Source organism: Salinispora pacifica CNR114 (assembly GCF_000514775.1).
Taxonomy (GTDB): Bacteria; Actinomycetota; Actinomycetes; order Mycobacteriales; family Micromonosporaceae; genus Micromonospora; species Micromonospora pacifica.
In genome coordinates this window covers 1-13165 of the sequence record NZ_AZWO01000066.1, presented here as the reverse complement: position 1 = coordinate 13165, position 13165 = coordinate 1, and the positions used below count along the sequence as shown (strand labels likewise).

General features: G+C 66.2%; 15 protein-coding genes and 2 pseudogenes. 7 read left to right on the top strand and 10 right to left on the bottom strand.

What is annotated here, in order from left to right; translation table 11 throughout:
* The 4 genes and pseudogenes from B118_RS33305 to hisS all read right to left on the bottom strand — a co-directional run.
* Nucleotides 1-125 (bottom strand): annotated as a pseudogene (locus tag B118_RS33305) (IS701 family transposase); the annotation flags it as partial.
* Nucleotides 126-195: 70 nt separating this feature from the next.
* Nucleotides 196-921, bottom strand: coding sequence for a transposase (locus B118_RS31245; RefSeq protein ID WP_080678168.1), 726 nt, complete (start codon nucleotides 919-921; stop codon nucleotides 196-198).
* Nucleotides 882-1316 carry a transposase gene (locus B118_RS33530; RefSeq protein ID WP_162173375.1) on the bottom strand — a complete coding sequence of 145 codons (435 nt, stop codon included), beginning with the start codon at nucleotides 1314-1316 and terminating at the stop codon, nucleotides 882-884. The genes B118_RS31245 and B118_RS33530 overlap by 40 nt, the downstream gene beginning before the upstream one ends.
* A gap of 443 nt (nucleotides 1317-1759) precedes the next feature.
* Nucleotides 1760-3052 carry a histidine--tRNA ligase gene (gene hisS / locus B118_RS0124360; RefSeq protein ID WP_027648783.1) on the bottom strand — a complete coding sequence of 431 codons (1293 nt, stop codon included), beginning with the start codon at nucleotides 3050-3052 and terminating at the stop codon, nucleotides 1760-1762.
* 588 nt (nucleotides 3053-3640) lie between these two features.
* Here hisS and B118_RS29210 point away from each other — a divergent pair.
* The 6 genes from B118_RS29210 (at nucleotide 3641) to B118_RS31230 (ending at nucleotide 7190) form a co-directional block, all read left to right on the top strand.
* The gene (locus tag B118_RS29210) at nucleotides 3641-3892 is read left to right on the top strand and encodes a transposase (RefSeq protein WP_162173374.1); all 252 of its coding nucleotides are present in this window, start codon (nucleotides 3641-3643) and stop codon (nucleotides 3890-3892) included.
* Nucleotides 3810-4706: an IS3 family transposase gene (locus B118_RS29205; RefSeq protein WP_155252989.1), complete on the top strand. Its 897-nt coding sequence runs from the start codon at nucleotides 3810-3812 to the stop codon at nucleotides 4704-4706. Before B118_RS29210 ends, B118_RS29205 begins: the two co-directional genes overlap by 83 nt.
* Entirely contained in the window at nucleotides 4636-4848 is a 213-nt protein-coding gene (locus B118_RS32040) for an IS3 family transposase (RefSeq protein ID WP_050576975.1), read from the top strand. Before B118_RS29205 ends, B118_RS32040 begins: the two co-directional genes overlap by 71 nt.
* A 48-nt stretch (nucleotides 4849-4896) precedes the next feature.
* Nucleotides 4897-5700, top strand: a complete 804-nt coding sequence (locus B118_RS29200) for a recombinase zinc ribbon domain-containing protein (protein ID WP_337588129.1) — start codon at nucleotides 4897-4899, stop codon at nucleotides 5698-5700.
* A 414-nt stretch (nucleotides 5701-6114) separates the two neighbouring features.
* Nucleotides 6115-6573 (top strand): transposase family protein, encoded by a 459-nt coding sequence (locus tag B118_RS33300; RefSeq protein WP_238324152.1) that lies wholly within the window; start codon nucleotides 6115-6117, stop codon nucleotides 6571-6573.
* On the top strand, nucleotides 6477-7190 hold the full coding sequence (locus B118_RS31230; RefSeq protein WP_238324151.1) for an ISAs1 family transposase: 714 nt from the start codon (nucleotides 6477-6479) through the stop codon (nucleotides 7188-7190). Before B118_RS33300 ends, B118_RS31230 begins: the two co-directional genes overlap by 97 nt.
* A gap of 614 nt (nucleotides 7191-7804) precedes the next feature.
* Here B118_RS31230 and B118_RS0124310 read toward each other — a convergent pair.
* From B118_RS0124310 to B118_RS33525, 4 genes are read right to left on the bottom strand one after another with little or no spacing between them, the layout of a single operon-like run.
* The gene (locus B118_RS0124310; protein ID WP_028193633.1) at nucleotides 7805-8650 is read right to left on the bottom strand and encodes a TauD/TfdA family dioxygenase; all 846 of its coding nucleotides are present in this window, start codon (nucleotides 8648-8650) and stop codon (nucleotides 7805-7807) included.
* Nucleotides 8651-8671: 21 nt separating this feature from the next.
* A complete protein-coding gene (locus tag B118_RS33990; protein ID WP_155256605.1) occupies nucleotides 8672-8953 on the bottom strand; it encodes a thiamine pyrophosphate-dependent enzyme in 282 nt (93 codons plus the stop codon).
* A 30-nt stretch (nucleotides 8954-8983) separates the two neighbouring features.
* Nucleotides 8984-10144, bottom strand: a complete 1161-nt coding sequence (locus B118_RS0124300; protein ID WP_028193631.1) for an IS30 family transposase — start codon at nucleotides 10142-10144, stop codon at nucleotides 8984-8986.
* On the bottom strand, nucleotides 10089-10658 hold the full coding sequence (locus B118_RS33525; RefSeq protein ID WP_420329474.1) for a transposase: 570 nt from the start codon (nucleotides 10656-10658) through the stop codon (nucleotides 10089-10091). The genes B118_RS0124300 and B118_RS33525 overlap by 56 nt, the downstream gene beginning before the upstream one ends.
* Nucleotides 10659-10933: 275 nt before the next feature.
* Here B118_RS33525 and B118_RS29190 point away from each other — a divergent pair.
* A pseudogene (locus B118_RS29190) lies at nucleotides 10934-11440 on the top strand (IS630 family transposase); the annotation flags it as partial.
* 56 nt (nucleotides 11441-11496) lie between these two features.
* Here the strand turns inward: B118_RS29190 and B118_RS0124285 are convergent.
* Together B118_RS0124285 and B118_RS0124280 are read right to left on the bottom strand one after the other, a co-directional pair.
* Nucleotides 11497-12783: an IS256 family transposase gene (locus tag B118_RS0124285; RefSeq protein ID WP_028193630.1), complete on the bottom strand. Its 1287-nt coding sequence runs from the start codon at nucleotides 12781-12783 to the stop codon at nucleotides 11497-11499.
* 133 nt (nucleotides 12784-12916) lie between these two features.
* Nucleotides 12917-13165, bottom strand: a 249-nt coding sequence (locus B118_RS0124280) for a transposase family protein (RefSeq protein WP_162173372.1), incomplete at its 5' end; no start/stop codon positions are given.

Sequence of the window (13165 nt, the reverse complement as noted above, 5' to 3'; positions counted from 1 at the left end):
TCACCGGCATGCTCCGCGATCGTCCAGCAGTTCTTCGACGGTAACGGCGCCAGCAAGCCCCGGACGAAGTCACGCACCCGACGGCGAGGCTCCGGCCTGCGGAAACGCTGCCCGACCGTCAACATCAGGTCGTCGAACAACACCCGCCACCGCTGGGCGTCTACCCTGTATCCGGCAGCCACCGCTGCATCATGGTCAGTCCACACAACCGTCCATGATCGACGGTGGCTGCCCTCGTTCCCGCATCGCATCGAACCGCAGCTCAGCCAAGGTCAACAACCCCGGCTGGAGTACTAGCTGCCCGCAAGAACCCCGTCTCGTCCAAGCCCGTAGCGGCGCATCGTCGACTGTGGACGGGTATGACGTGAAGCGCTGTTCGGAAACGTCCTGGCACCTCACGCAGCCGCTGCTTCCCGAACATCCGAAGCACATGACGTTCACTAGGGAAATGCCTAGGGACGCGGGCCAGTGGCCGTAGCCATCGCCGGCACCGGGCAGGAAGGCTACCGCCCAGTCGTAGAGTCGCCGTCCCTTGGCGCCGTCGCCGCAGCTGCGGCGCTTACACGCCAGGGCCGGCGCGGCGGCGGCGAGGGCGTCAGGACAGGGAGCTGCCCGCCGTGGTGGGGATCCATTGGTGCGGGGCACTGCCAGGACATAACCGATGCGTTGCTGCTGCAGCCAAATCCGGAACTTGGAGTTCTGCCCGTACGCCTCGTCCGCGGTGACCCACTTCGCTGGCAGGCCGGCGGTGAGGGCACGCTCGATCATCCGCAGGCCCAGCGCGGGCTTCGTAGCGAACCCAACTTTCGCGGTGATGCCGGCTTCGGCGCGGCGGGCGGGGTCGTCACACCAGCCGCGGGGCAGATACAACTCCCGGTCGATTAGCGTTCGCCCGGCCGGGCTGGCATAGGCCAGGAACACCCCGAGCTGGCAGTTCTCCTTCCGGCCGGCCGTGCCCGATTACTGGCGCTGCACCCTCGGCCGACTTGATCCCCTTCTTCATTGTGGAACCCGGTCTCGTCGACAATCAGCACTCCGTCGTCGTGGCCGAGATGCTCCCCCACGTAGGCGAACAGGCCGTCGCGAACAGCGTCCGAGTCCCACGCAGACCTGTTGAGCAGCCGCTGCCTCCGGTCCGGCGTGGTGTCGACGGCGGCCTCTACCAAGGTCCAGCCGTTCTTGCTCGCCAGCGGCGACAGCATCCCGAGCAGCCAACCCAGCTCTTGCCGGCGCGGCTCCGCACGCCCCAATCGGTGCGCGATCCGCGCCAGCAGATCGTCCAACCCTGCCCGCCAGCCCACGATCTCGTCGATCAACACAAGCACGGGAGCCTGTGCGCCCTCCGACCAACCACCACAGACAGACGGTGCGACCACGCAACCCATCCGTCAAATAGCATCGACATCCGCAGCTACGTGGCCGACATAACTCGGCCGTCGATCATGCCTATGAGCTGCCGAAGATTCAGAGCAAGCAAGTGCGGCTGGAGTAGTAGGCTCGGTGAGTACCTGCGGCCAGAGCTTGGACCCTCACCGTGGTCACCGCCCAGAACTGGGGACGTCCCCGGGGATCCTAACAGTGACGGGTGTGGCCAGATAAATGGGCCGTTGGCGACCTTCCCCTCGTGGGTTTTCCCATGCAACCGCAGCATTACCCACGACGGGCGTTGTTCCTTCGGATATCAGGTACGGCTCCTTAAACGGACGGTGCCGCACGCAACGAAGACGGGCGACCGCTGGCCGGCCCGAGCCCGTTGGTGTCAGTGACTCATTAGCTCGGCGATATAGCTCGTTACTTTCTGCACCTCGATCGTGCGTTGGTCACCGTTGGTGAGGTTTCGTACGGCGATCTTGCCAGTCGACCAGTCGTCGGGGCCGAGGATGACGACGGTTCGAGCCCCCGTTTTGTCCGCTCGTCCGATCTCCTTGCCGAGTTTGCGAGGCTCGAGTGGCAGACTCGTTCGCCAGCCGGCTTGACGAAGTTGGTGAGCGACTGCACGGGCAGCATCGTAGAGCGTGTCCTGGGTGGGGATGACAACGATGTCGGCCTCGGCGCGGGGTTGTGGGAGCAGCCCGTGGGTGTTCAGGAAGTCGAACAGAGTGACGTCGCCCATGCCGAACCCGAATCCGGGGATGCATCGGTCGGAGAACAGGCCGACAAGGTCGCTGTATCGCCCTCCGCCAAAGAGCGAGCGATTGTTGGCCGGATCGCGGTCGAAGACCTCGAACACGGTGGAGGTATAGTATTCGAAGGCTCGAACGATTAAGGGGTCGTAGGTAACCAGGTCTTTCGCGGGGCCGGTGAGGATCCTGGCCAACTGCGACCGCTCGATCACGTCGTCCGGCAGGTTGGCGAGAAGGCTTTCGTCGGCTTTGAGGGCGTCTTCCAGCCGACCGAACTGAGCGTCGGTGAGGCCCAGTTCGGTGGCGTCGGCGAGGAGTTGCTCACGCGGATACTTTTCCCACCTGTCGATGACAGCCGAGACCTGCCGGATGCGCTCGGCGGGCACGCCAACGATGTGGGTGAGGATGCCTTCGAGGAGGACTCGGTCGTTGACGCGCAGGACGTACATGTCGCGAGTGGCGCCGACCGAGGCCATCATGTCGTGGATGAGTTCGAAGATTTCCACTTCGCATCTCGGGCTCTCGGAACCAAACACGTCGACGTTAATCTGCCAGTGTTCCCGGACTCGCCCCCGCTGCGGACGTTCGTAACGGTGGCAGTTGACGTGGCTGTACCAACGGACCGGGAACTGTAGTGAGTTGGCGTTGGCGGCGATCATCCGGGCGACCGACGGGGTCATCTCCGGGCGCAGCGCCAATCGGCGACCACCACGATCGGTGAGGGTGTAGAGCTGCAGGTCCGCGATCTCACGACCAGACTTGGCCTCGTAGATCTCTGCGGCCTCCAGGACCGGGCCGTCATAGCGGACGAAACCGTACCGCTCGATAACTTCGTAAAGATGATGGAACACCTGCTGCCTCACCGACATCTCCCTTGGCAGGAAGTCTCGGGTGCCTCGGTATGGCGCGGTCGGCAGGTGCTGGCTCACGGCTGAGATCCTTCGCGGCGTGGTGCTACACGTGCGGGGCGGGACCCGGCCAGCCTAGCGGACGCACCGGCCTACAGGACGAATCCAGCGGGGGCGCGGCAGCGGGCGTACGGGACTCGGACGACCGGAGTCCCCGAAGCCTCGTAGACTGATTCCCCAGTTCGTCGGCGGGTGGATTACCTGGTGCCGATGGGCTCAGGTTGAAGGACTGCCGTCGTTCTGTCGGGCCCCGTTGAACCGACGCGTGTCACTGAGGCCGGCAGAGCCTCCATCTGACTCCAGCCGATTTTTGCAGGGCACGGTGGAGTCTCTACGCGAGTTCGCACAGCGCCACCTCTGTCGATCTTGGCTGTTTGGGCTGGTAACGGGCCTTGTCGCGGATAAAGACCCAGAGGACGTTGAGGCGTTGTCCGGACAGGCCGGCGGTGGCTTGCGGTGGGTCTTCCCCTCGGGTCGTTTCTTGTCGTAGTAGGCGCGTGATCCTGGGCAGTGGGTCAGGGCGGTGAAGCTGGACATGCTGAACTGAAGTGACCCCCTGAGACCGGACACCTCCTGACTTGGCATCCTGCCGAGGAGGAGGAAATCCCTGTGGCTCGACAGAGCAAGTACCCCGAGGAGTTCCGGCGCCAGGCGGCGGCGTTGGTGCTCGACTCCGGTCGCACGATCCGTGACGTGGGCCGGGAGTTGGGCGTCAACCACGAGACGCTGCGCAACTGGGTCGACCGGATGCGGCAGGAACGCGACGGCGGCCGGCCTAGTGACCTGGCCGTGGACGAGCGGGCCGAACTGGTGCGGTTGCGGCGTCAGGTCGCCCAGCTGGAGCTGGAGAAGGAGATTTGAAAAAAGCCGCGGTCTTCTTCGCACGCGAGACGGAGCGGTGAACCGGACCGACGTGTACCGGTTCATCGACGCGGAGAAGACCACCTACCCGGTCCGTCTGCTCTGCCGCCTGCTCGGCGTCGGCCACAGCGCCTTCTACCAGTGGCTCCGAACCGGCCGGCAACATGCCGCTGACCGGGAACGCCACGACGAACAGCGCGTCGAGGTCACCCGGCAGGCCTGGTCGGAGCACCGAGGCGTCTACGGCGCCCGCCGGCTCACCGCCGAACTCCACGACCGTGGTCACCGGTGGAACCGCAAGGCGGTGGCGAGACTGATGCGCTTGGCCGGCATTGAGGGCGCCCACCGCCGGCGACGCGGCAAGCCGCGCCGCAAGGCCGCAGCTACCGCGACCGCGCCGGACTTGGTCCAGCGGCAGTTCACCGCCACCGCACCGAACCGGTTGTGGGTCGCCGATATCTCCTACCTGCGCACCTGGGAAGGATTCCTCTACCTCGCCGTCGTGGTCGACGCCTACTCCCGCCGCGTCGTCGGCTGGGCTATGGCCGACCACCTGCGCACCGAGCTGATCCTCGACGCCGTCGGCATGGCCATCCAGCATCGCCGACCCGCCCGCGACCAGCTCATCCATCACTCGGACCGCGGAACCCAGGCAGTACACGTCGTTCGAGTTCGGCCGGACCCTGCGCTCCTGCGGCGTCCTGGCCTCGATGGGCTCGGTCGCGGACTGCTACGACAACGCCATGGCCGAGACGTTCTTCGCCACCCTCAAAACCGAACTGGTCTACACCCGGGCCTGGCCGTCACGGCATGAACTGGAGATGGAGGTCTTCTCCTACATCGAAGGCTTCTACAACCCTCGCCGCCGGCACAGCCGTCTGGGTAACGTCAGCCCCGACACCTACGAGAAGGTCCACCGAGAGTCCCTGACACACATCGAGGTGTCCGGCCGATAGGGGTCACTTCAGTGGGTCGTCTCCAAGGACCTCACCCACGAACCACTCATCGACGACGCGACCTTCGAGCAAGCCCAAGCCATCCTGCAACGGCGAGGCCGAGGCACCGGTGGACAACACGTCCGACAGCGCACTCGCAACCCGTACGTCTTCCGCGGCATCATCTACTGCGCCGCCTGCGACCGACGCATGCAGGGCCAGTACAACCACGGCGACGCCTACTACCGCTGCCGATTCCCACAGGAGTACGCCCTCGCCAACCATCTCCCACACCCCCGCAACGTGTACCTACGCGAGGACGCCCTCACCGACCCACTCGACACCTGGCTCGCCTCCGCCTTCGCCCCCCAACGCCTCGAACACACCATCACCGCGATGGCCGACGCCCAACCAGTAGCCCATCCGCCCGCAACCGGCATACCAGCCCAGACCATCATCACCGAGTGCGACGCCAAGCTAGAGCGCTACCGCGCCGCCCTCGACGCTGGCGCAGACCCGACGGTAGTTACCACCTGGATCAGCCAGACCCAGGCCGACCGCGCCCGCGCCGAAGCAGAACTACACGCACTCGCGAGCACCACCCCACACCGGCTGACCCGAGCAGAAATCACCGCCCTGGTGACCGCACTCGGGGATATCGCCGCCGTNCTCCGCGACGCCGACCCAGCCGACAAGGCCAAGGTCTACCGGCAACTCGGCCTCCGGCTGAACTACCAGCCCGAAACGCAAACGGTGCGCGCTGAAGTGAATCTCAGCGCGCACCGTGGGGAAATGGTTTGTGTCCGAGGGGCGATCGATACCGTAGCCCCACACGAAAACGGCGCCAGTAACGAAATCGTCATTGAACTATAGTTAGCGCCGCCCAAATTGCTACAGGGCAGGGCTGAGCCAAGTCCCCTTCGGCGTCATCGATCTGGACCCCCGTTCCACACGCCGGCACCGAACCGATGTTGAAGGCACATGTAGGGCGTCGGGTGGCAGGGCGATTGCGTAGTCGGTTGGCGGGGGCGCTGAGCTGGTGATGTGCGTAGTGCGTGGCCTGCGCGGAGGCCGGGAAAGCGGGTGAGATCGCGTCGGTAATCATGGAGTTCTCTACGCTTCACGACACCCCGAGGACCTCACCCGCCGATGTCATCATGCCCGATCCCCGCACTGTCCGCGGTCACCGGCAGTCCTGACGCACCAGCACCTGCGGTCACCGAGGGTGAGACAGCAGGGCTGCTGCACGCCTTGTCAGCAGTTCCCGATCCCCGCGACCCGCGAGGGGTGCGTTACCCGCTGTCTGGCCTCCTCGCGGTCGCGGTGTGCGCGGTCCTGGCCGGCGCGTCGTCGTTCGCCGCGATCACCGACTGGCTGCACGATCTGGACGCCCAGGCCCGCGACCGGCTCGGTTTCGATCGAGGGGTGCCGATGGGCACGACGGTGTGGCGGCTGCTGACTCGCCTGAACGACGGGCTGCTGTCCACCGCCCTGGCCGGTTGGCTGACTACCCGCGCCCGGCCGGTGAGCACGCCTCGGCCGCACCGGTACCGGAGGCTAATCGCCGTGGACGGGGAAACCCTTCGAGGTGCCCGCCGCCGCGACGGCGGTCAGGTTCACCTGCTCACCGCGTACGACACCAGCACCGGATCGTCCTGGCCCAGGTCACCATCGCCGCGAAATCGAACGAAATCCCCGCGTTCGCGCCGCTGCTCGACGCGGTCGAGACCGTGTTCGGCAGCCTGACCGGCCTGCTGTTCATCGCCGACGCGCTGCACACCCAGACCGCCCACGCCGAGGAGATCGCCGCTCGCGGCACCCACCTGATGATCCCCACGAAAGGCAACCAGCCCACCCTGTTCGCCCAGCTCAAAGCCCTACCCTGGCCCGAGGTCCCACTCGGTGACCGCCGCCGCGACACCGGGCACGGCCGCCGCGAGACCCGCACCGTCAAAGCCATCACCGTGCACACCCCCGGCGTAATCGGGTTCCCTCACGCGCAGCAGGCCATCCGAATCATCCGGACCCGCACCACCGGCGCGAAGACCAGCCGCGAAACCACCTACTTCACGGTGTCCCTGCCCGCCGAGCGGGCCCAACCCGCCGACCTGCAGGACTGGGCCCGCCGCGAATGGCACATCGAGAACCGCTTATACCATGTCCTGGACGTTACGTTCCGTGAAGACCTCCACCAATCCCGCACCGGCACCGGACCCGTCGTCCTGGCCGCTCTGCGCAACGCCTCAATCGGCTACCACCGCACCAACGGCGAGGCCAACATCGCCCGCGCCACCCGACGCGCCAACCGCCTCCCCCACGACCTCATCACCGCCGTGACCAGCACCTATCCGACAACGCAATGACCCTGCATCGGGTGGCTGACGCCGCATCTCATCCGATAGAAGTCCGTTGAACACGACCTCCGGGCCGTCCCGTCAACTGAGCTCGACCGTCTCCTGGCAATGCGGAGGGCACATGTTCGAGACATGTCGCATTTCGCGCTCCGGGCTCGTCGACACGCTCCGCCGTAGGCATATTCGTCGATGCCCAGCTCGACACCTGTGAACCGCAGGAACCCCAGCGTCCGCCGGTCGAGGTGCCAGCCCAGCAGTTGATGCTGTCCGGGTTGCTTCTCCAGCCCGTCAACCGGACCGAACAGGGCTCCGGCTCGCCCGCAGATTGCTCGAAGACCCGCACGACTTGCAGGACGACCGATCCAGGGCCGCCGTCTGTCTGGTCAAGTTCTGCGACGCGGCGTTCGCCGATGCGCTGATGGAGGCGACCGGTGTCTGTGTGGTGCCGGGCTCAGCCTTCGGTTACGCGGCGAACGTGCGGCCAACTATGCGGTGCCGCCGGCCGAGATGACGCGGGCGCTGGACCGGGTCGCGGACTTCGTCAGCCGGCTGGGCTACGCCGACGGGCTGGCGTCGGCCGGAGGTGTCTCCTGACCGGACCGCCAGACCGCCGGACGGGCTGGCTAACGGGCGTCGATCCAGGTGCGCAGCAGCAGACGGCGTTTGCCCGGGTCGTCATGGTCGACGAAGTCAGTGCGGCCGTGCACGAGACGCCGATTGTGGATGATCATGAGGTCGCTGCGGCGCAGCCGGATGTGCCGGTGCAGCGCTGGATCGGCCAGCGCCTCGTCCACCGCGTCCAGCGCGGCGCGCTGCTCGGCGGTCAGCGGTGGCACGCCCTCGACGGCGTGGCCGCTCTCCACGTACTCCCTGATGTAGTTGATGCTTATGCCGTCTGCGGTACTCTCGAGGATCGGGCGCGGCACGGTCCGGGGGCCGCGGCCGCTGGTGTCACGGGAGTCGAAGTGAAACTCGCCCTCCAGGGTGGCGAGGATGCCGGGCCGCTGCCGCAGGCGGTCGAGCAGGTCGTCGATGACCACCAAGACGGACTCGCCGCCGTCGCGCGCGGATCGATGACAGTAGAGGGTGAAGTAGTCGGGGATATGGCCGGGCCGGTGCATGCCGTCGGTGTGCAGGTGGCCACCGAAGCGGGTGTCGGAGTAGCGTGCCGACCGGCTCGTGGTTATATCCATGCCGCGGTCGCGGATCTCCCGGACCTCCTCGGCAAGGTAGTCCTGCGGCATGACGGCGCCGAAGAGGCGTGACACCAGCATCAGGTAGCGCTTGGCGTCGTCGAGGCTGAGATGATCGGCGCCGACGATCACCACGTAGCCGCGCCCTTTGCGCAGTTCGGCGGGGGCGCGGTCGCGGACCCAGCTGGCCAGCGCCGGGGCGGCCTGCCCGGTGGCGAGCATCCGGTCCACGGCGGCGGGTTCGAGTCGCAGATCGTCGGTCGGAGTGGTTCCCATGAGAAGCCCTCCTGGTCGAGGTCAGCCGGCGGTGGCGGCGGAGAAGCGGGCGGCGATCTGGGCGTTGGTGAACTCGGACGAAACCCGCGGTGGGGTAGCGCCGCCGGCGCCGATCCGGACGCCGATCAGGTGCGGGCCGTCGGCGCTGCGCGCGGCCTCGACCGCGGCGCGCAGCTCGCCGGCGGTGCGGCACAGGTGGGCGTGGCGGTATCCGACGGAGCGAGCCAGCGCGTCCCAGGCGACCGGCGTGCGCCGGGTCGGCTGGCCGCCGGTGGACTCGTAGGCGCTGTTGTCGAGAACGATGTGGGGGCGGTTTCTATCAGTGGTTGCGAATCACCTGGTCAATGGGCCTGTGAGGCATTCTCGCATGACCTCGGCTGGGGTCCTGTCGCCAAGGACGAGTCGGGGGCGCCGGTTGAGCTGACGTGCGACCTCACGGAGGTGTCGTGCAGTGTGGATGGACAGGTTGGTGCCCTTGAGAAAGTACTGCCGCAGCAGGCCGTTGGTGTTCTCGTTCGTGCCGCGCTGCCAGGGTGAGTGCGGGTCACAGAAGTAGATCCGAAACCCAGTCAGCGCCTCGATGTCCTCGTGCAGGGTCAGCTCACGGCCCTGATCCCAGGTCAGCGTCCGCCGCAACTGGGGCGGGATGTGCGCGGTCTGCGTGATGAGCGCGTCGCGGACCTGCGGGGCCTTCCAGCCGTGCGGCAGGTGGATCAGGTGCACGTAGCGGGTCGTGCGCTCGACGAGGGTGCCGATCGCAGAGCCCTGGCCGCGACCGATGATCAGGTCCCCTTCCCAATGCCCGGGGATAGCACGGTCGTTGACCTCGATGGGCCGCTCGTGGATGAGCGTCATGTTCTTGATCTTGTTGGGTGTGGGGACACCACGGCGCTGCTTCTTGCGGCGGGTGCGGCCGGTGCGGAGCTTGGCCTCGCGGCGGCCGAGCAGGTCGGCGAACAGGGCCCGGTAGATCGTCTCCGGACAGGCCCGCATCGCCGGGTCATTCGCGTACTCGCGGGCCAGGTAACGCGCGATCTGCTGTGGCGACCACTTTTCGGTGAGCTTCTCACGCACGAGCGTCCGCAGCGGCTCGCTGCCGCGGATCTTCTCCTCCTTGGGACGGCGGCGCCGCAGCAGGGACTGGTTGTGGGCCCACCAGGGGTGGTAGCTGCCGTCCGGCTTCGCGTTGCGCTTGAGCTCGCGGTAGACGGTCTGAAAGCTCTTCCCGATCGACGCGGCGATCTCCTTGACGGTCTGCTTGGCCTGGAGTCCGTCGGCGATCGCGATGCGGTCGTTCTGAGTCAGCAAGCGCGGCGATACCGGGCCGGCGTCGGGGACGATCATGCTTCCAGCATCGATGAACCAGTTCGAACCACAGCTGGCGGATACCCCCACCACCCGAGCCGCCGCCGCACCCTTGTAGCCCTGCCTGAGTAACTCAAAGTACCGCTTCTTCACCGAGCTCGGCATCTTGTTGGGGGCGTACTTCGGCATCCGAACGCTCTCCTTCCGGGGCGTTCGCAATCACCGATAGAAACCGCCCCTCGTCCAGGGGGCGGGTCTGCCACGCCTTCACCTCGTCGAGGACCTCGTCGGTGATGGTGGAACTGGTGTCCGGACCGACCTCGGTGCCGTACACCCGGTGCAGGTGATGCGAGATGTCGCGCACCGTCATCCCACCGGCGTACAAGGAGATCACCACGTCCGAGAGCCCACCGAGGCGGCGGGTGTTCTTCGGCAGCAGCACCGGGGTGAACGTTCCCGCCCGGTCCCGCGGCACCCGCACCTCGACAGGTCCGACCTCGGTCTGCGCCGTCTTGGCCGTCGACCCGTTACGCGAGTTCCCCGAACCCTTACCCGTCGGATCATGCGCCGCGTAGCCCAGATGCTCGGTCAACTCCGCCCGCAACCCGCGTTCGAGGACAGCCTTGACCAGTTCGGACAGGAACCCACCCGGCCCGGTCAGCCGCAGCCCGTCGCCCTTGATCTGCGCCAGAACGGCGTCCATCGCCTGCTCGTCGACCAGGTCCGCGACCGCCTTCCGTGCGGCCTGCTTTGCCGCCTGCTCGTCGAGCACCGGGCCGGCCAGAGGCAGCCTCGGTACATCCGTGACGGCCTGTTCCCGCAGCCCACGCACCTCGCCGTCGTCAATCGGGAGGTCCTGCCTCTGCGGGTTGATCATCGATATCGTCACTACACTTGTCCTATCTGTGTCGACCGGCTCCTACCAGCCATAACGGATATTCATCTCAATCCGTTACACAGATCTCTCTACAAGCCCTCGACGCCACCAGGAAAGGCACCCACGACTACGTCCGGCATGGCACCACGAACCTGTTCGCCGCGTTCAACGTCGCCACCGGCGAGGACATCGGCGAGTGTCGGCCGTCGCGTAACGGGGCGCAGTTCCTGGCCTTCCTGAACAAAGCGGTCGCCCCGCACCGTGGGCGTGACGTGCATGTGGTGTTGGACAACCTGTCCACCCACACCACCCCAGAGGTCCAGGCCTGGCTGGACGCGAACCCGCACGTACACTTCCACTTCACCCCCACAGGCTCCAGCTGGATGAACCAGATCGAAACCTGGTTCGGCATCGCCACCCGGCAGGCCATCCGCCGCGGCACCTTCTCCTCCGTACAGGTCCTGATCCGCACCATCCGCGACTACATCACGGCCTGGAACGCCAACCCCCGACCGTTCCAGCGGACAGCGACCGCCGACGAAATCCTCGCCAAGGTCCAACTTGTACAGACCAGCATCAAACAACTCGTCGACAACAACGCCAAGTAAACCCAACAGGGTTACGAGAGGGGCTGTCTCGCTAGCGGTGTTTCCGGCGATCTTGGTTAGTAGGTTTCAGCGGCTGGGAAGCGGTCGCTGAAGGTGATGGCGAAGGCGTTCAACGCGGGTTTCCAGCGCATCGTCCATCGGGTTCTGCCTGCTCCGGTGGGGTCCAGGGAGCGAGTCACCAGGTACAGACACTTCAACGCGGCCTGCTCGTTGGGGAAGTGGCCGCGGGCCTTGACCGCCCGCCGGTAGCGGGCGTTGAGCGACTCGATCGCGTTGGTCGAGCAGATGACCTTGCGGATCTCCAGGTCGTAGTCGAGGAACGGGATGAACTCCGCCCAGGCGTTGTCCCACAAGCGGATCACCGCCGGATACCGGCCGCGCCACTTGTCGGCCAGGTCGTCGAACGCTGCTCGGGCGGCGTCGGCGTTGACGGCGGTGTAGATCGGCTTGATGTCGCGTTTGATCTCGTCCCAGTACGTGCGGGAGGTGAGCCGGAAGGTGTTGCGGATCAGATGGATCACGCAGGTCTGCACCACCGTGCGGGGCCACACGTTCGTCACGACCTCGGGCAGGCCCTTCAACCCGTCGCAGACGAGGAAGAACACGTCCTTGACGCCGCGGTTGCGTAGGTCGGTGAGCACGCTCATCCAAAACTTCGCGCCCTCACCACCTGTGCCGGCCCACAGACCGAGGATGTCCTTGTCGCCGTCGAGGGTGACCCCGATCGCGGCATAGAACGGCCGGTTGGCGACCTGCCCGTCACGGACCTTGACCACGATGGCGTCGATGAACACCGCGGCGTAAATCTCGTCCAGGGGCCGGTGCGACCAATCCGCCATCTCCTCGAGCACCTTGTCGGTGATCCGGGAGATCGTCTCCTTCGACACCGAAGCCCCGTAAATCTCGGCGAAGTGCGCGCTGATCTCCCCGGTCGTGAGGCCTTTGGCATACAGCGACAACACGACCTCGTCGACCCCCGACAGGCGCCGCTGCCGCTTACGGACGATCTGTGGCTCGAACGTGCCCGCCCGGTCCCGCGGCACATCGATCTGCACCGGGCCGTTGCCGTCGGTCACGACCGTCTTCGACCGGCTGCCGTTACGGACGTTGCCCGACCCGACACCGGCCTGGTCGTGCTTTTCGTAGCCGAGGTGCTCAGTCATCTCCTCGTTCAGCGCGGTCTCCAGGACCGTCTTGGTCAGCTGCTTGAGCAGCCCGTCCGGGCCCGTCAACGACAGCCCTTGTTCCTTGGCGGCTCGGACCAACTCGACGGCGGCTTTCGCCTCCGCGGTCGACTCGGGCCGCTTCTTACGTCCGGTCTGATCGTTCAGTGTCGCGGTCATCACGGCACCCTCCTCACCAGGCACAACGCCTGGCAGGTCAGGCCGGAAACACCGTTATATCCACACTCCCTTACGAGACACTAAGGGATGTCTCGTAACTCGGTGGAGGTGTTGCCTGGCAACGGTGCTGGTGTCACCCGGCGAGGATGATGTTGTGGAGATGGGCGATGCCGGATGCGGTGTCGGTCAATGTGTGGGCGGCGCGGCGGTAGTCGCGCAGGATCGTGAAGCACTTCATGCGGGCCAGGGCGTGTTCGACCTGGGCTCGGACAGTGCGGTGGTGCCTGTTCAGGTCCTTCTTCCAGTCGGGTAGTTCGCTGCCGTCGGCGGGTTTGCGGTACGGGATGATCACGTTGGGGTTGCCGCGGTAGGCGCCGTCGGC

Coding starts and splice junctions, on each gene's coding strand:
- B118_RS32040 (WP_050576975.1), top strand. CDS start 4,636: ATGGCCGAGACGTTCTTCGCCACCCTCAAAACCGAACTGGTCTACACC.
- B118_RS0124310 (WP_028193633.1), bottom strand. CDS start 8,650: ATGGGAACCACTCCGACCGACGATCTGCGACTCGAACCCGCCGCCGTG.
- B118_RS0124300 (WP_028193631.1), bottom strand. CDS start 10,144: ATGCCGAAGTACGCCCCCAACAAGATGCCGAGCTCGGTGAAGAAGCGG.
- B118_RS33525 (WP_420329474.1), bottom strand. CDS start 10,658: ATGGACGCCGTTCTGGCGCAGATCAAGGGCGACGGGCTGCGGCTGACC.
- B118_RS0124285 (WP_028193630.1), bottom strand. CDS start 12,783: ATGACCGCGACACTGAACGATCAGACCGGACGTAAGAAGCGGCCCGAG.